Here is a 15,284-nt window from a genome sequence, read left to right as displayed (position 1 = left end):
CACCGCGCCCACCCCACAAAGAACAACCGGCGCCTCGCACGCGCCTCCCTCTGCTCCGAACAATAAAGGTGAACAACATGGAGCCCACCCGCTCGCCCTTGCCGCATGCGCAACTCACTGTGCCCGCCGTTCACGTCCAGCCGCAGGAGCCACGCCAGCATGCAGCCTGACCAAAGCGCTTCCGGCGGCGACCAATTCCGCAAATCCCTGCGCCTCTGGCACGTGGTGATCATCGGCCTGGCCTACCTGACGCCGATGACCGTGTTCGACACCTTCGGCATTGTCTCCGGCATCACCGCCGGGCACGTGCCGAGCGCCTACATCCTGGCGCTGGCCGGCATCCTGTTCACGGCGGTGAGCTACGGCACCCTGGTACGACGCTTCCCGCAATCGGGTTCGGCCTACACCTACACCCAGCGCGCCATCAACCCGCACGTGGGCTTCCTGGTGGGCTGGTCATCGCTGCTGGACTACCTGCTGCTGCCCATGGTCAATGCCTTGCTGGCCAAGCTCTACCTGTCGGCCATGTTCCCCGAAGTGCCGGCGTGGGTCTGGGTGGCCGGGTTCGTCAGCCTGATCAGCCTGATCAACATGCGCAGTATCAACCTGGTGGCGCACTTCAACCTGTTGTTCGTGGCGGTGCAGGTCGCGATCATTGCGGTGTTCATCTACCTCTGCGTGCGCGGCCTGGGCCACGGCGAAGGGCTGGGCACCACCTGGAGCCTGCTGCCGTTCGCCGACAACCAGACCCACCTCAGCGCCTTGGCCGCTGGTGCCACCATCCTGTGCTTCTCGTTCCTGGGCTTCGACGCAGTGACGTGCCTGTCGGAAGAAACCCGCGACCCAGGCAAGACCATCCCACGGGCCATCTTCCTGACCGCGCTGATCGGCGGGATGGTGTTCATCCTGGTGTCGTACTTCATCCAGGCCTACTTCCCGACCATGGCGCGCTTCCATGACCAGGAAGCCGCCCTGCCGGAGATCGCCCTGTACGTGGGCGGCAAGCTGTTCCAGTCGGTGTTCATCGCCTGCACCGTGATCAATACCATCGCCTCGGGCCTGGCCTCGCAGACCAGCGTCTCGCGCCTGCTGTACGTGATGGGCCGCGACAATGTAATCCCGGCCAGCATCTTTGCCCGCCTGCACTCGCGCTACAAGACACCGGTGATGAACATCGCCGTGGTCGGGCTGATCTCGCTGTCGGCGATCTTCTTCGACCTGGTCACCGCCACGTCGATCATCAACTTCGGCGCCCTGGTCGCGTTCAGCTTCGTCAACCTGTCGGTGATCAACCACTGCTACCTGCGCGAAGGCAACCGCAAAGGCTTGGCCAACAAGCTGAAGTACCTGGTACTGCCGACCATCGGCTTCTGCATCATCGTTTCGCTGTGGCTGGACCTGAACGCGCACTCGTTGATGTTCGGCGGGCTTTGGGCACTGCTCGGGGTGATCTACCTGGCCTGGCTGACCAAGGCCTTCAGGGTTGCGCCACCGAACTGCATCGCTGAATGACCCACGCTGCCGACAACGCCCGCGCCTGACCGCGGGCGTTGTCCTTGATCGAAAAGGAAAGCCCTCATGTCGCTGCGTCGCCTCTCCATCCAGTGGAAGATCACCCTGCTTGCCGGCTTGTGCCTGCTGGCCATCGTCGCACTGCTGGTCACCACCTCGCTGACCCAGGCCCGGCGCAGCGCGGCATTGGTCAGCCAGGCCAACTCGGAAATGCTCGACCACAGCGCGCGCCTGCGCCTGCAGGCGCACGCCGAAACCCAGGCGCTGCGTATCCAGCGCTACTTCATGGACGCCTATCAGCACGGTAATGGCTTCCGACGCCTGGTACAGGTGCTGAAGGCCCGCGGCGGCAACGACTTGCGTGGCGAGCTGACCCGCGAGGCGCGCGCCAGCCTGGCCAGTAACCCGGACGTGATCGGCCTGTACCTGGTGTTCCAGCCCGACGCGCTGGACCACCAGGACAGCCAGTTCGTCGCCCAGGAGACCGTGGGCAGCAACGACAGCGGGCGCTTCTCGCTGTACTGGTCGCAGCCACGCCCAGGCACGCTGGAGCAAGAAGCCATGCCTGAGGCGATGCTCGCCGACACCCGCACCAGCACCAGCGGCAGCCCGCAGAACCGCTGGTTGACCTGCCCGCAAGAAACCGCCCGGACCTGCATGCTCGAGCCGTACCTCGACGAGGTCAACGGCCGCCAGGTGCTGATGACCAGCATTGCCCTGCCCCTGCTGGAAAACGGCAAGGTCGTCGGCGTGGTCGGCCTGGACATAGGCCTGGACAACCTGCAGCAGTTGAGCCTGAACGGCCGTCAGGAGCTTTTCGATGGCCAGGGCCAGGTCAGTATCGTCAGCCCCGCCGGCCTGCTGGCGGGCCACAGCCGCGACAGCAGCCAGCTCGGCAAAGCGCTGGACGCGGCGGTACCAAACGGCTTGCTGCGCGTTGCTCACCCGTTCAGCCCCATCCCCGACGCAGCGCCCTGGCAAGTGCTGCTGGAGTTGCCTGAAAGCGTGCTGCAAGCACCGGCCATGGCGCTCAATCAACGCCTGGATGCGCACAACCAAACTGCCAACCTCACCAGCCTGCTGATCGGCCTTGGCGCCGCTGTGCTGGGCCTGGTACTGGTGTGGCTGACCGCGCGCGGCGTGACGCGGCCGATTCTCGCCGTCGCCGCACGCCTGAAAGACATCGCCAGCGGCGAAGGTGACCTCACGCGCCGCCTGGACTATGCCCGCGAGGACGAACTGGGCCAACTGACCGGCTGGTTCAACCGCTTTCTCGACAAACTCCAGCCGGTGATCGCCCAGGTCAAAGGCTCGCTGCAGGAAGCCCGTGGCACTGCCGACCAGTCCGCCGCCATCGCCAGCCAGACCAGTAGCGGCATGCAGCAACAGCACCGGGAAATCGAGCAGGTCGCCACCGCCGCCAACGAAATGAGCGCCACCGCGCTGGATGTAGCCCACAACGCCTCCCAGGCCGCCCAGGCGGCCCGTGGCGCCGACCAGGCAAGCCGCGAAGGCCTGCAACTGATTGCCAGCACCCGCCAGGCCATCGACCGCCTGGCAGCCGACATGAACACCGCGATGGACGAAGCGCGCACCCTGGAAAGCCGCAGCGATCAGATCGGCTCGGTGCTAGAGGTGATCCGTGCGATTGCCGAGCAGACCAACCTGCTGGCGCTCAATGCCGCCATCGAAGCGGCCCGCGCCGGCGAGGCTGGCCGTGGCTTCGCCGTGGTCGCCGATGAAGTGCGCAGCCTGGCCCAACGCACTCAGGTGTCGGTCGAGGAAATCCGCCAGGTCATCGAGGGCCTGCAGCAAGGCACCCAGGATGTGGTGGGCGCCATGCATGAGGGCCAGCGCCAAGCCCAGGCCAGCGCAACGCGCATGGAACAGGCGCTGCCGGCCCTTCAGCGTATCGGCGAGGCGGTGGCGGTGATCAGCGACATGAACCTGCAGATCGCCTCGGCGGCCGAGGAACAAAGTGCGGTGGCCGAGGAAGTGAACCGTAACGTGGCAGGTATTCGTGATGTGACAGAATCGCTGGCTGGCCAGGCCGATGAATCGGCGCGGATAAGCCAGGCGCTGAACCGGCTGGCCAATCAACAACAGGCGCTGATGGAACAATTTCGCGTGTAGGAGCGGCCTTGTGTCGCGAAAGGGCTGCACAGCAGCCCCAGCACTATCGGCGACGCCTCTGAAATCTTGGGGCTGCTCTGCAGCCCGATCGCGACACAAGGCCGCTCCTACAATAATTGCGCAACACTGAAGATAGTTACTTCGTTACGACTGAGCTCATTTCATGGATCCCCAAAACAAACAACCGTTCTTCGACATCACCAGCGAACAAGGCCTGCTACGCACCTCGATCGCCGTTACCCTGTTCATCGCCACCATCGGCATTGCCTTCGGCCTGGCCTCGGGCTCGTTCTCGATCATCTTCGACGGCGTTTACTCGCTGGTCGACGCCAGCATGAGCGGCCTGTCGCTGGTGGTGGTCAAGCTGATCACCTCTCACGCCACCAGCCTGCAGATGTCACGCAAGCTGCGTGAGCGCTTCACCATGGGCTTCTGGCACCTGGAACCCATGGTGCTGGCGCTCAATGGCATCCTGCTCAGCGGCGTAGCCATCTATGCGTTGATCAACGCCGTCAGCAGCGTGCTGCAAGGCGGGCGGCACTTGGAGTTCGGTATCGCCATGGTCTACGCGGTACTGACCGTGATCGCCTGCGTGACCATCGCAGTCGTCGAAGCCCGGGCAAACCGCAAGCTGGGGTCGGACTTCGTACGCATGGACGTCAAGGGTTGGGTGATGTCAGCGAGCATCACCGCCGCGTTGCTGATCGCTTTCTGCTTTGGCTATGCGGTGCAGGGCACGCAGTGGGAATGGATGTCCCCGTACATCGACCCGGCGGTGCTGGCACTGGTCTGCCTGGTGATCATTCCATTGCCGCTGTCGGTGGTACGCCAGGCGTTTTCGGAGATATTCCTGGTGACGCCGGGGGACCTCAAACTGCATGTCGACGAAGTCGCCAAGGCCTTCGTTGCGCGCCATGGGCTGCAGTCGTACCGCGCCTATGTGGCCAAGGTAGGGCGCTCGCGGGAGATCGAGCTGTACTTCATCGTGCCTACCGGCATGGGCGCAAAAACCATCGATGAATGGGATGCGTTGCGCAATGAGATCGGCGATGCCGTGGGCGGCGAAGGGCCGGACCGTTGGTTGACCGTGGTGTTTACCGGGGATCCGGAGTGGGCTGAGTAATCGGCAGTACACGCCAGAAACGACAAAGCCCGCTACCGTTGCCGGTAGCGGGCTTTGACTTACTGCGTATGGTGGGTCGTGTAGGATTCGAACCTACGACCAATTGGTTAAAAGCCAACTGCTCTACCAACTGAGCTAACGACCCGTTGGATGGCGCGTATAATACTGATTTCTAACGGGAAATCAACACCTCGCCATAAAAAAAATCAAAAATAACGCGTCGGGTCGGTCACCCCGGCAGCCTTGAAGCCATCAGCACGCAGGCGGCAGCTGTCGCACTTGCCGCAGGCACGGCCTTGACCGTCGGCTTGGTAGCAGGAAACCGTCAGGCTGTAATCCACACCCCGGGCGATGCCCGCTTGAACGATCTGCGCCTTGCTCAAGTTCTGCAACGGTGCCTGGATGCGGAAGCCCTGCCCTTCGACACCCGCCTTGGTCGCCAGGTTGGCCATGCGCTCGAAGGCTTCGACGAATTCGGGGCGGCAGTCCGGGTAACCGGAGTAATCCACGGCATTGACGCCGATGAAGATGTCACGCGCTTCGAGCACCTCCGCCCAGCCCAGGGCCAAGGACAGGAAAACGGTGTTGCGCGCCGGTACGTAGGTGACCGGGATGCCTTCGCCTGGGGTTTCCGGTACGTCGATGCTGCTGTCGGTCAGGGCCGAGCCACCGATACCGTCCAGGCTCAGGCCAATGACCTTGTGCTCGACCACACCCAGGTCACGCGCCACACGGGCGGCAGCATCGAGCTCGGCCCGATGACGCTGGCCGTAGTCGAAACTCATGGTGTAGCAGCTGTAGCCTTCGGCTTTGGCCATGGCCACCACCGTGGCCGAGTCCAGGCCACCGGACAGCAAGATTACCGCGCGTTTCTCTGTCATGTACTGCAACTCCTCAATCAACGTCCGGGTTCGTCGTTCCACAGCAGCTTGTGCAGCTGCAACTGGAAACGTACGGGCAAGTTGTCGGCAACGATCCAGTCGGCCAGGTCACTCGCGCTCACCTGATGGTGGCTGGGCGAGAACAACACCTCACCGGCACGCTCGGCCAGGTTGAACTGGATCAGCTTGGACACGGCCCAGTCATAATCCTCACGGGAGCAGATCACGAACTTGACCTGGTCGTTGCGGGTCAGGTGCTCAATGTTCTCGTAGCGATTGCGGTGCGACTCCTCGGAGCCTGGGGTCTTCAGGTCGACCACACGGCTGACGCGGGTGTCGGTACCGGAAATATCCAAGGCGCCACTGGTCTCGAGCGATACCTCGTAGCCGGCATCGCACAGCTGCTGGAGCAAAGGCAAGGCATTGGGCTGGGCCAGCGGTTCGCCACCGGTGACACAGACGTAGCGCGGCTTGAAGCCGGCCACTTGCTCCATGATCGAATCGAGGGTGCGAATAGTGCCGCCGGTGAAGGCGTAGGCACTGTCGCAGTACTGACAGCGCAGGGGGCAACCGGTCAGGCGCACGAATACCGTGGGCAGCCCAGCCGTTCGTGTTTCACCCTGCAACGAGTAAAAGACTTCGGTGATGCGTAATGTGTCTTGCATGATCGCCACGGGCGTGACAGCTAAACAGGCTGTCCGCCTCCGTCAGGCACTGTCGCGGACTCGACATGGCGTTATCCGCAGCAGCGTGTTTAGGAAAAAGGGCACTGATTCTAACGAAAAAACCCGCGACTCGCGCGGGTTTCTTTTGAAAGGTGCTGCTTAGAGCTTCTGCAGGTCGCGCTGCGCCAGCTGTGCGGCAGAGGTGCCGGGGTACTGGGTGATGACCTGTTGCAGAATGCCTTTGACCTTGTCGGTGTGGCCCATGCGGCGCTCGACGTCGGCCAGCTTGTACAGCGAATCAGGCACCTTGCTGTGCTTGGGGTACTTCTGGCTCACCTGAGCGAAGGCCTGGCTGGCACCTGGCAGGTCGCCCTTGGCCAGGTTCACCTCACCCAGCCAGTACTGGGCGTTGCCGGCGTACTGGCTGTTGGGGTACTTGCGCAGGAAGGCGTTGAACGCCTGGCTGGCCTTGTCGAAGTCCTTCTGCTTGATCAGGTCGAAAGCAGCATCGTAGTAGAGCTTTTCTTTCGCCGGATCACCGGGCTCGCTGTTGGCGGCCGGTTGTTGTGCAGCAGCGCCAGCGGCGCCTGCTGCTGCACCGGCGGCGGCATTGGATGCGCCACCGGTAGCGGAATTGTCAGGGGTCGCGGCAGGCGCGGCACCACTGTTGATGCGACGGTCCAGATCCTGGTATCGCTCCAGGTTTTCCTGCTTCATGCGCGACACATCGTTTTGCAGCTCTTCGATGATGCCTTGCTGGCGGGAAAGCTGATCCTGCATCTGTTGCAGCTGCATGAACAGCTGGCCCTGTGCTGAGGCAGGGGTCGAAGCCCCTGCCCCGGCATAGGCGCCGCTCGTGCCATAACCCGCAGGTGGATACCCACCCGCGTTGTCATCTACTACAGGGACCTCAGCCCAGGCCGCGAGCGGCAGGCTGAGTGCGAGGACGGTTACAACACGGCGGCACATTCGCATAGGAACTTACTTACGCAGTTCTACGCGACGGTTCTGAGCCCAGGATTGCTCGTCGTTGCCAGTGGCAACCGGACGCTCTTCACCGTAGGAGACCAGTTCCAGCTGAGCAGGGGAAACGCCCTGCAGAACCAGGTAACGCTGAACGGCCTTGGCACGACGCTCACCCAGAGCCATGTTGTACTCGCGGGTGCCGCGCTCGTCGGTGTTGCCTTCCAGAACAACGCGGTTGCCGTTGGACTTCAGGTCCTTGGCGTGAACGTCCAGAGCGCGCATGGCTTCTGGCTTCAGGTCCGAGCTGTCGTATTCGAAGTAGAAGGTGGTGATTGCGCGCAGGGCGGCTTCTTCGCTCAGGGAGCCGTCAACAGCGCCAGTGTTGGCACCGTAGCCAGCGTTCGGGTCAACAGCGCCTTCACCAGCGTTGTCACCGCCTTTCGAGGAGCAACCTACAGCTACAGCCATGGCCAGAGCCAGCGCAGCGAATTTACCAAACTTCAGCATTTCCATCGTGAAACTCCTAATGAAACCCCAGTGTGTTAAGCAAAACGTATTACGCCGCAATCAGTTCAGGAAAGGGGACCAGGACGGTTCTCTGACTTCGCCTTGAGCGGTAGGAAGTGGGAGCCTCACGCGGCCATTAAGCGACACGAGCATCAAGACTCCCCGGCCCTGCTGGCGGGTGGCGTAGATTAGCATGGTGCCGTTTGGCGCAACAGTGGGAGACTCATCAAGACTTGTTTCCGAGAGAATCTTTACACTTCCGCGTTGCAAGTCCTGTGCCGCCACTTTGAAGTTGGTGAAGCCCTGCTGACGGTGAATCATCACCAGCGTCTTTTCGTCCGCCGAAAGTTTCGGGTTGGCGTTGTAGTTACCCACGAAAGTTACGCGCTCGGCACCACCACCACTGACCGACTGCTTGTAGATCTGCGGCTTGCCGCCACGGTCGGAGGTGAAGTACAGGGTGTTGCCATCTTTGCCCCAGAACGGCTCGGTATTGATACCCGGGCCGGCAGTGACACGGCTGATCTGACGCGACGCCACGTTCATCACGTAGATGTCCGGGTTGCCATCTTTGGACAGCACGAACGCCAGGCGCGAACCATCCGGCGACCAGGCAGGCGCGCCGTTGAGGCCTTCGAAGTTGGTGACCTGCTCACGGCGACCGGTGTCGATGTGCTGAACGAAGATGCGCGGGCGCTTCTGCTCGAACGACACATAGGCAATGCGCTTGCCATCCGGTGCAAAGCGTGGCGACAGGATCGGCTCACGCGATTGCAGCAGGGTCACTGCCCGGGCACCGTCGTAGTCCGAACGCTGCAGGGTGTAACGGGTGTTGTTGGTAGAGAAACGCTCGGCCGTCACGTAGAGCATGCGGGTCGAGAACGCACCCTTGATGCCGGTGAGCTTTTCGAACGACTGGTCGGCGATGTAGTGCGACATGTCGCGCAACTGGTCGACGCTGCCCGCCACGCTACCGGTCAGCACTTGCTGCTCGGTGGCGACGTTGAACAGGGCGTACTGCACCTGCAGGCGGCCGCCGGACGGCACAATGCTGCCGACCATGACGTACTGCGCGCCCAACGCTTTCCAGTCACGGAAGATGACTTCGCTGGCCTGGGAAGGCTGGCTGATCATGTTCTGACGCGGAATCGGCGAGTAGTAGCCGGAGTTGCGCAGGTCGTTGCCGATGATCTCGGCCATGTCTTCGGGCAGCACGCTGCCGCCCTGCAGACCGAACGGCACTACCGCGATGGGAGTGGCCCGGTCACTGCCACTGGTGACCAGGATGTTCTTTTCATCTGCCACCGCCATGCCTGCTACGCAGCAGAGCATGACCAGCAGTCCTCTCAGACGTTTAATCACAACGCTAGATCCTCAGGTGTAAATGTCATCTTGAACGAACGATACTGATTGAAATCGCTCGGCTTCATACCCTGCATTTCGGTCAGACGACCGATGTTCTTCACTGCTGCCACCGCCGAACTGTCGAACGGACCGTCGCCACTGGAGCGCAGAACGCTGGCATTGGTGATGGTGCCATCTGGCAACATGTTGATCTGCAGGACCACCGTCATGCCCTTACGCGCGGAAGGCGGACGCGCCCAGCCTTCGGCCGCTCGCAAACGGATCAGGTCGTCGAAACTGCCGGCCACCTGGTCGCCTTGCTCGTCAGCCAGTGCCTGCTGCCGCTCTGTGGTGTCGGACAACAGCTCGGCCAGGGCCTGAGCTTTCTTGTCTTCCGCCGACTTGCGGGCCGCTTCCTGTGCCTTTTTCTTCTGGGCGTCTGCAGCGGCCTTTTTCTTGGCCTCTTCAGCTGCCTTCTTCTTCGCGTCCTCGGCCGCCGCTTTCTTCTTGGCGTCCTCGGCTGCTTTCTTCTTGGCCTCTTCGGCTGCCTTTTTCTTGGCGTCCTCGGCGGCTTGCTTTTTCGCTTCTTCGGCGGCCTCTTTCTTGGCCTCCTCGTCGGCTTTCTTCTTGGCCTCTTCCTCAGCCTTCTTCTTGGCGATGTCGGCCTGCTGTTTCTCGGCGGCCTTCTTCGCCTCCTCGGCTTTCTTGGCTTCGGCGGCTTTCTTGGCCTCGGTGGCCTTGGCAGCCTCCTCAGCCTTCTTGGCTTCAGCGGCTTCAGCCTTCTTGGCCTCGGCGGCTTCGCGAGCCTCTTCGGCCTTTTGAGCGGCGTCGGCTTTCTTTTGTTCCGCGGCCTTCACGGCCTCTTGCTCGACCTTCTTCTGTTCCAACTGCTCGACTTCGGTCTGGCGCGAGGCGGTTTTCTTCGCTTCCCCGGCAATCTTCTGATTGGTCTGGGTAGTCGCCTGGCTCTTGGACTTCAGCTGATACAGGGTAGCCTGGACGATCGGCTTGGAAGGCGGCAGTTCAGGCGTCATGGCAAAACTGACGAACAGCATGCCGAACACCAGCACGTGCAGACCGATGGCCCAGACACTGGGCCAGAAGTAGCTTTCCGAGGCGGATGGCTCTCGCTGTTGCATCAGGGCGCCTCGGTAATCAGGCCAACGTTACCGACACCGGCCTTCTGCAACCCGCCCATGGCACCCATGACCGCGCCGTAGTCGACAGCCTTGTCGCCACGAATGAAGACCTGTGTCTGCTTGCCCTGGTCACGGCCGGCGGCAATGATCTTGGTCACTGCGTTGGTCATGTCGGGCAAGGTCATGGCCTTGTCCATCTGCTTGTCGGTATCGACTTCGCTGCCGAGGTTCCAGTAGTAGGTCTTGTCGGCCTTGATGGAAATGGTGAGGATCTGGACGTTGTTGTCCTGCGGCAAGGCTTCACTGGAAACCTTGGGCAAGTCGACCTTCACGCCTTGGTTGAGCATTGGGGCCGTCACCATGAAGATGACCAGCAGCACCAGCATCACGTCGATGTAGGGCACCACGTTCATCTCGGCGACCGGCTTGCGTTTGTGGCGAACTCGGGCCATGGGCTTCTACCTGATTACTCTTCGCTGGTGTGCACTTTGCGGTGCAGGATCGCCTGGAACTCGTCGGCGAAGGTGTAGTAACGACCGATCAGCACTTCGCTGCGCGCGGCGAAACGGTTGTACGCGATAACGGCTGGGATTGCTGCGAACAGGCCGATCGCAGTGGCGATCAACGCTTCGGCAATACCGGGGGCAACCGTGGCCAGGGTGGCTTGCTGGGCGCTGGCCAGGCCGCGGAAGGAGTTCATGATGCCCCATACGGTACCGAACAGGCCGATGTACGGGCTGGTCGAACCGACGGTGGCGAGGAACGGCAGGCTCTGCTCGAGCTTTTCTTCTTCACGCGAGATGGCCACGCGCATGGCTCGGCCAACGCCTTCCATGACCGCGTCCGGGTCTACACCCGGCTGCTGACGCAGGCGCGAGAACTCTTTGAAGCCTGCACGGAAGACCTGCTCCACACCCGAATCCGGGTCTGGGTTGCTGCCGGCCTGACGGTACAGCTTGGACAGGTCGATACCCGACCAGAAACGCTCCTCGAAGGCATCCAGCGCTCGACGACCGGCGCGCAGCATGGTGCTGCGCTGGAAGATCATGATCCATGAGGTGACCGAGGCGGCCACAAGGATCAGCATTACCAGCTGTACCACCACGCTGGCATTGCTGACCAGACTCCACATGGAGGTATGGTCGACGACGTTAGCTTCCACGCTTATTCTCCTGCATTCGATTGAGTACCCGAGCCGTCCGCCATAAAGGCGTCGCGCAGCTTGGGGGGTATGGCTCGGGGTTTGAAAGTGTCGGCGCGCACGGCGGCCACCAGGAACTGCCCCTCGCAGAGCAGCGTTTCATCCTTTTCCCGCCAGACCTGCTGCACGAAGCGCAGGCTGGCACGATTGAGTTCAAGTACTTGCGCGGTCACCCGCAGTTCATCGTCCAACCGCGCCGGCGCGTGGTAGCGTGCCTCGCTGGAATGGACCACGAACAGCAGGTTCTCCCCGGCCAACTGCAACTGGGAAAAGCCCAGGTGCCGCAGCCGCTCGGTACGCGCGCGCTCCATGAATTTCAGGTAGTTGACGTAATACACCACGCCGCCCGCATCGGTGTCTTCGTAGTAGACGCGACAACGGTGGGCGAACGGTTCGAGCTGATTTTGCGCGCGCATACTCTAGTGCTTACTCCTCAGCTTGCCAATCCGCTGCGGCAACTGTTTTTTCTCATTAATGTCTTATTGCCAGCGCGCCGAGGGCATGCCAGCGGTAGGACCACAAAAAGCCGGTTTTGATCTGTCATTCATCGCCTGGCTCGGAAAAATCACCACCCTCCCCCAAACGCCCAGGAACATTCAGGCCAAAGTGCAGGTAGGCATGCCGGGTGACCACACGGCCGCGCGGCGTACGCATGATGTAACCCTGCTGGATCAGGTAGGGTTCAAGCACGTCTTCGATGGTATGACGCTCTTCACTGATGGCGGCGGCGAGGTTGTCTACCCCCACCGGGCCACCGTCGAACTTCTCGATCATGGTCAACAGCAGGCGGCGGTCGGAATGGTCGAAACCACGCTCGTCGACGTCCAGCAGGTTCAGCGCCAAGTCGGCCACAGCCTTGGTGATCTGGCCCTTGCCGCGCACTTCGGCATAGTCGCGCACACGGCGCAGCAGGCGGTTGGCGATACGCGGCGTGCCACGGGCACGGCGGGCAATCTCGAAGGCGCCCTGGTCTTCGATGACCAGGCCCAGGATGCCAGCGGAGCGGCTGACGATGGTTGCCAGGTCCTTGTCGCTGTAAAACTCCAGGCGCTGGACGATGCCGAAGCGGTCACGCAAAGGGTTGGTCAGCATGCCGGCGCGGGTGGTGGCACCCACCAAGGTGAACGGCGGCAAGTCGAGCTTGATCGAGCGGGCGGCGGGCCCTTCGCCGATCATGATGTCGAGCTGGAAGTCTTCCATCGCGGGGTAGAGCACTTCTTCGACCACCGGTGAAAGCCGGTGAATTTCGTCGATGAACAGCACATCATGGGGTTCGAGGTTGGTCAGCATCGCCGCCAGGTCACCCGGGCGCTCGAGGATCGGCCCCGAGGTGCTCTTGACCGAAACGCCCATCTCGTGGGCGATGATGTTGGCCAAGGTGGTCTTGCCCAACCCGGGCGGGCCAAAGATCAAGGTATGGTCGAGTGATTCGCAGCGACCACGAGCCGCCTGAATGAACAGCGACATCTGCTCACGCACCACCGGCTGCCCGATGTATTCGTCCAGGCGCAGGGGGCGGATCGCGCGGTCCTGGACCTCTTCGCGGTCACGCCCACTGGCGGCGATCAGACGGTCGGCTTCGATCACTTGGTAATCATCCCTTTGAGGCTGGCGCGGATCAGCTCTTCACTGCTCAGGCCTGCCTTGTCCTTGATGGCGGACACTGCCTTGCTGGCTTCCTGCGGCTTGTAGCCCAGGGAAACCAGCGCACTGACGGCATCGGCCTCGGCCGTGGAGGCACCGCTGACCGGCACCGGCCCGTCAGACACCAGGGTGAACATGGCCGGTGAGGTTTCCCAGGCCTTGAAGCGGTCCTTGAGTTCGACCAGCAAACGCTCGGCGGTCTTCTTGCCGACACCGGGTACGCGCACCAGGGCCGAGGTGTCCTGGGCCTGCACGCAGCGCACCAGCTCGTCGGCTTCCAGGCCCGACATCAAGGCCAGCGCCAGCTTCGGCCCAACGCCATTGAGGCGAATGAGCTCGCGGAACAGTTCGCGCTCGCGCTTTTCGTGGAACCCGTAGAGCAGGTGCGCGTCTTCGCGCACCACCAGGTGGGTATGCACGGTAACCGTTTCGCCGACCTTGGGCAGGCGATACAGGGTGGTCATGGGCACTTCCAGCTCATAGCCCACGCCATTGACGTCGATAATCAGGTGTGGCGGTTGCTTTTCCGCCAGGGTGCCGCGCAAACGTCCAATCACGTTCCGATCCTTCCTCTTGGGGAGCCGATCAAAGACCGCTCAACCCTATCAGCAAATGCCTCAGGTGAACGCTTCACCTGAACAAAATGTGTATCACCGCATGAAGCGACTACAGACGCAAGCGCCCGCCGCGACGCCGTGCCGTGGCCAGGCCGTGCGGTACTAGGCTGGAACGGGTGTGGGCATGGCACAGGGCGATGGCCAGGGCGTCGGAGGCGTCGATCTGCGGCTTCTTCGTAAGCTTGAGCAGGTGCATGACCATCATCATCACTTGCTCCTTGTTGGCCCCACCCGTACCCGCCACGGCCTGCTTGACCTGGGTGGCACTGTACTCGGCGATTTCCAGGCCGGCCTCGGCGGCGGCGACGATTGCCGCACCGCGGGCCTGGCCGAGTTTGAGCGCCGAGTCGGGGTTGCGGGCCATGAACACCCGCTCGATGCCCATGGTCACCGGTTCGTGCAGCTTGATGATCTCACTGACACCGCGAAAGACAATCTGCAGACGTTCGTGCAACTCACCACTGCCCGTGCGGATACAACCCGACGCCACGTACTCGCAACCACGGGCAGTCTGGCGCACAACGCCATACCCGGTGATGCGCGAGCCGGGGTCGATACCAAGAATCAGAGTCATAAAGCCTGTCGTATAGGGAGATGCTTGGAAGCCTGAGCTTGCTTCAAGGCCATTGGGGCCGCTGCGCGCCCCATCGCAGCGGTTCGTCGCCACGACAAGCCAGCTCCTACAGGTAGCGCGCTGATCTAGGAAGATGCGCTGTACCTGTAGGAGCTGGCTTGTCGTGGCGACGAACCGCTGCGATGGGCTGCGCAGCGGCCCCAATTACAGCCTTGTAGGCGACACCTTAGCCGAGTTTTTCCATGATCTCGTCGGAAATCTGCGCATTGGAATAGACGTTCTGCACATCATCCAGGTCTTCAAGCATGTCGATCAGCTTGATCACCTTCTCCGCACCTTCCTGATCCAGTTCCGCACTGGTGGTCGGCTGCATGACGATTTCGGCGTCATCGGCCTTGAAGCCAGCCTCTTCCAAGGCATTACGCACGGCATAGAAGCTGTTGAACGAGGTGAAGACGTCGAACGAACCATCGTCATTGGCGACGACGTCGTCGGCATCGGCCTCCATCGCGGCTTCCATCAAGGCGTCTTCATCAACGCCCGGCGCGAAGCTGATCTGGCCCTTGCGCTCGAACAGGTAGGCCACCGAACCGTCGGTACCGAGGTTGCCGCCACACTTGGTGAAGGCATGACGCACGGCTGCCGCGGTACGGTTGCGGTTGTCGGTCATGGCCTCGACCATGATCGCCACGCCACCTGGGCCGTAGCCCTCGTAGCTGAGCTCTTCGACGTTGTCGCTTTCGTTGGTGCCAGCACCACGGGCCACGGCACGGTCGATGATATCGCGGCTCATGTTGGCGCCGAGCGCCTTGTCCAGGGCCAGACGCAGACGCGGGTTGGACGCCGGGTCACCACCGCCTTGCTTGGCAGCTACGGTCAGCTCGCGAATCCACTTGGTGAAGATCTTGCCTCTCTTGGCATCCTGGCGCTCTTTGCGGTGCTTGATGTTCGCCCACTTGGAATGACCAGCCATAACGA

16 protein-coding genes and 1 tRNA gene are annotated in these 15,284 nt (G+C 62.0%); 3 read left to right on the top strand and 14 right to left on the bottom strand.

Annotated elements, in window-relative coordinates:
• Nucleotides 1–159: 159 nt before the first annotated feature.
• The 3 genes from AB7M33_RS15325 (at nt 160) to AB7M33_RS15315 (ending at nt 4,768) form a co-directional block, all read left to right on the top strand.
• Nucleotides 160–1,512: an APC family permease gene (locus tag AB7M33_RS15325; RefSeq protein WP_027594656.1), complete on the top strand. Its 1,353-nt coding sequence runs from the start codon at nt 160–162 to the stop codon at nt 1,510–1,512.
• 66 nt (nt 1,513–1,578) lie between these two features.
• Nucleotides 1,579–3,645, top strand: coding sequence for a methyl-accepting chemotaxis protein (locus AB7M33_RS15320; protein ID WP_454243065.1), 2,067 nt, complete (start codon nt 1,579–1,581; stop codon nt 3,643–3,645).
• A 163-nt stretch (nt 3,646–3,808) separates the two neighbouring features.
• Complete coding sequence (locus AB7M33_RS15315; protein WP_265969899.1) at nt 3,809–4,768, top strand: cation diffusion facilitator family transporter; 960 nt, start codon at nt 3,809–3,811, stop codon at nt 4,766–4,768.
• Between the two features lie 69 nt (nt 4,769–4,837).
• Here AB7M33_RS15315 and AB7M33_RS15310 read toward each other — a convergent pair.
• From AB7M33_RS15310 to AB7M33_RS15245, 14 genes are all read right to left on the bottom strand, one after another.
• Nucleotides 4,838–4,913 (bottom strand) — tRNA-Lys (locus AB7M33_RS15310).
• A 61-nt stretch (nt 4,914–4,974) separates the two neighbouring features.
• Nucleotides 4,975–5,649 carry a 7-cyano-7-deazaguanine synthase QueC gene (gene queC, locus AB7M33_RS15305; protein WP_454243064.1) on the bottom strand — a complete coding sequence of 225 codons (675 nt, stop codon included), beginning with the start codon at nt 5,647–5,649 and terminating at the stop codon, nt 4,975–4,977.
• Between the two features lie 17 nt (nt 5,650–5,666).
• Nucleotides 5,667–6,314, bottom strand: coding sequence for a 7-carboxy-7-deazaguanine synthase QueE (queE, locus tag AB7M33_RS15300; protein ID WP_454243063.1), 648 nt, complete (start codon nt 6,312–6,314; stop codon nt 5,667–5,669).
• Nucleotides 6,315–6,473: 159 nt separating this feature from the next.
• Nucleotides 6,474–7,289 (bottom strand): tol-pal system protein YbgF, encoded by an 816-nt coding sequence (ybgF, locus tag AB7M33_RS15295; RefSeq protein WP_099430209.1) that lies wholly within the window; start codon nt 7,287–7,289, stop codon nt 6,474–6,476.
• A 6-nt stretch (nt 7,290–7,295) separates the two neighbouring features.
• Nucleotides 7,296–7,793, bottom strand: a complete 498-nt coding sequence (gene pal, locus AB7M33_RS15290) for a peptidoglycan-associated lipoprotein Pal (protein ID WP_008090230.1) — start codon at nt 7,791–7,793, stop codon at nt 7,296–7,298.
• Between the two features lie 54 nt (nt 7,794–7,847).
• On the bottom strand, nt 7,848–9,119 hold the full coding sequence (gene tolB / locus AB7M33_RS15285) for a Tol-Pal system beta propeller repeat protein TolB (protein WP_033694211.1): 1,272 nt from the start codon (nt 9,117–9,119) through the stop codon (nt 7,848–7,850).
• 26 nt (nt 9,120–9,145) lie between these two features.
• Nucleotides 9,146–10,270, bottom strand: a complete 1,125-nt coding sequence (gene tolA / locus AB7M33_RS15280) for a cell envelope integrity protein TolA (RefSeq protein ID WP_033694212.1) — start codon at nt 10,268–10,270, stop codon at nt 9,146–9,148.
• On the bottom strand, nt 10,270–10,722 hold the full coding sequence (tolR, locus tag AB7M33_RS15275; RefSeq protein ID WP_012273765.1) for a protein TolR: 453 nt from the start codon (nt 10,720–10,722) through the stop codon (nt 10,270–10,272). The genes tolA and tolR overlap by 1 nt, the downstream gene beginning before the upstream one ends.
• Nucleotides 10,723–10,736: 14 nt before the next feature.
• Nucleotides 10,737–11,432: a protein TolQ gene (gene tolQ, locus AB7M33_RS15270; protein ID WP_008090219.1), complete on the bottom strand. Its 696-nt coding sequence runs from the start codon at nt 11,430–11,432 to the stop codon at nt 10,737–10,739.
• Nucleotides 11,433–11,434: 2 nt separating this feature from the next.
• Nucleotides 11,435–11,887 carry a tol-pal system-associated acyl-CoA thioesterase gene (gene ybgC / locus AB7M33_RS15265; RefSeq protein ID WP_027594664.1) on the bottom strand — a complete coding sequence of 151 codons (453 nt, stop codon included), beginning with the start codon at nt 11,885–11,887 and terminating at the stop codon, nt 11,435–11,437.
• A 124-nt stretch (nt 11,888–12,011) separates the two neighbouring features.
• A complete protein-coding gene (gene ruvB / locus AB7M33_RS15260) occupies nt 12,012–13,058 on the bottom strand; it encodes a Holliday junction branch migration DNA helicase RuvB (RefSeq protein ID WP_454243062.1) in 1,047 nt (348 codons plus the stop codon).
• Nucleotides 13,055–13,672, bottom strand: a complete 618-nt coding sequence (ruvA, locus tag AB7M33_RS15255) for a Holliday junction branch migration protein RuvA (protein WP_238215831.1) — start codon at nt 13,670–13,672, stop codon at nt 13,055–13,057. The genes ruvB and ruvA overlap by 4 nt, the downstream gene beginning before the upstream one ends.
• Nucleotides 13,673–13,781: 109 nt before the next feature.
• A complete protein-coding gene (ruvC, locus tag AB7M33_RS15250) occupies nt 13,782–14,306 on the bottom strand; it encodes a crossover junction endodeoxyribonuclease RuvC (RefSeq protein WP_027594667.1) in 525 nt (174 codons plus the stop codon).
• A gap of 226 nt (nt 14,307–14,532) precedes the next feature.
• Nucleotides 14,533–15,279: a YebC/PmpR family DNA-binding transcriptional regulator gene (locus AB7M33_RS15245; protein ID WP_027594668.1), complete on the bottom strand. Its 747-nt coding sequence runs from the start codon at nt 15,277–15,279 to the stop codon at nt 14,533–14,535.
• Nucleotides 15,280–15,284: the final 5 nt, after the last annotated feature.

It is taken from the genome of Pseudomonas sp. Y3 TE3536 (genome assembly GCF_053629175.1).
The sequence above is the reverse complement of the archived record's forward strand: the minus strand, read 5'-3'. Positions and strand labels throughout refer to the sequence as shown.

Coding starts and splice junctions, on each gene's coding strand:
- AB7M33_RS15325 (WP_027594656.1), top strand. CDS start 160: ATGCAGCCTGACCAAAGCGCTTCCGGCGGCGACCAATTCCGCAAATCC.
- AB7M33_RS15320 (WP_454243065.1), top strand. CDS start 1,579: ATGTCGCTGCGTCGCCTCTCCATCCAGTGGAAGATCACCCTGCTTGCC.
- AB7M33_RS15315 (WP_265969899.1), top strand. CDS start 3,809: ATGGATCCCCAAAACAAACAACCGTTCTTCGACATCACCAGCGAACAA.
- queC (WP_454243064.1), bottom strand. CDS start 5,649: ATGACAGAGAAACGCGCGGTAATCTTGCTGTCCGGTGGCCTGGACTCG.
- queE (WP_454243063.1), bottom strand. CDS start 6,314: ATGCAAGACACATTACGCATCACCGAAGTCTTTTACTCGTTGCAGGGT.
- ybgF (WP_099430209.1), bottom strand. CDS start 7,289: ATGCGAATGTGCCGCCGTGTTGTAACCGTCCTCGCACTCAGCCTGCCG.
- pal (WP_008090230.1), bottom strand. CDS start 7,793: ATGGAAATGCTGAAGTTTGGTAAATTCGCTGCGCTGGCTCTGGCCATG.
- tolB (WP_033694211.1), bottom strand. CDS start 9,119: ATGCTCTGCTGCGTAGCAGGCATGGCGGTGGCAGATGAAAAGAACATC.
- tolA (WP_033694212.1), bottom strand. CDS start 10,270: ATGCAACAGCGAGAGCCATCCGCCTCGGAAAGCTACTTCTGGCCCAGT.
- tolR (WP_012273765.1), bottom strand. CDS start 10,722: ATGGCCCGAGTTCGCCACAAACGCAAGCCGGTCGCCGAGATGAACGTG.
- ybgC (WP_027594664.1), bottom strand. CDS start 11,887: ATGCGCGCGCAAAATCAGCTCGAACCGTTCGCCCACCGTTGTCGCGTC.
- ruvC (WP_027594667.1), bottom strand. CDS start 14,306: ATGACTCTGATTCTTGGTATCGACCCCGGCTCGCGCATCACCGGGTAT.
- AB7M33_RS15245 (WP_027594668.1), bottom strand. CDS start 15,279: ATGGCTGGTCATTCCAAGTGGGCGAACATCAAGCACCGCAAAGAGCGC.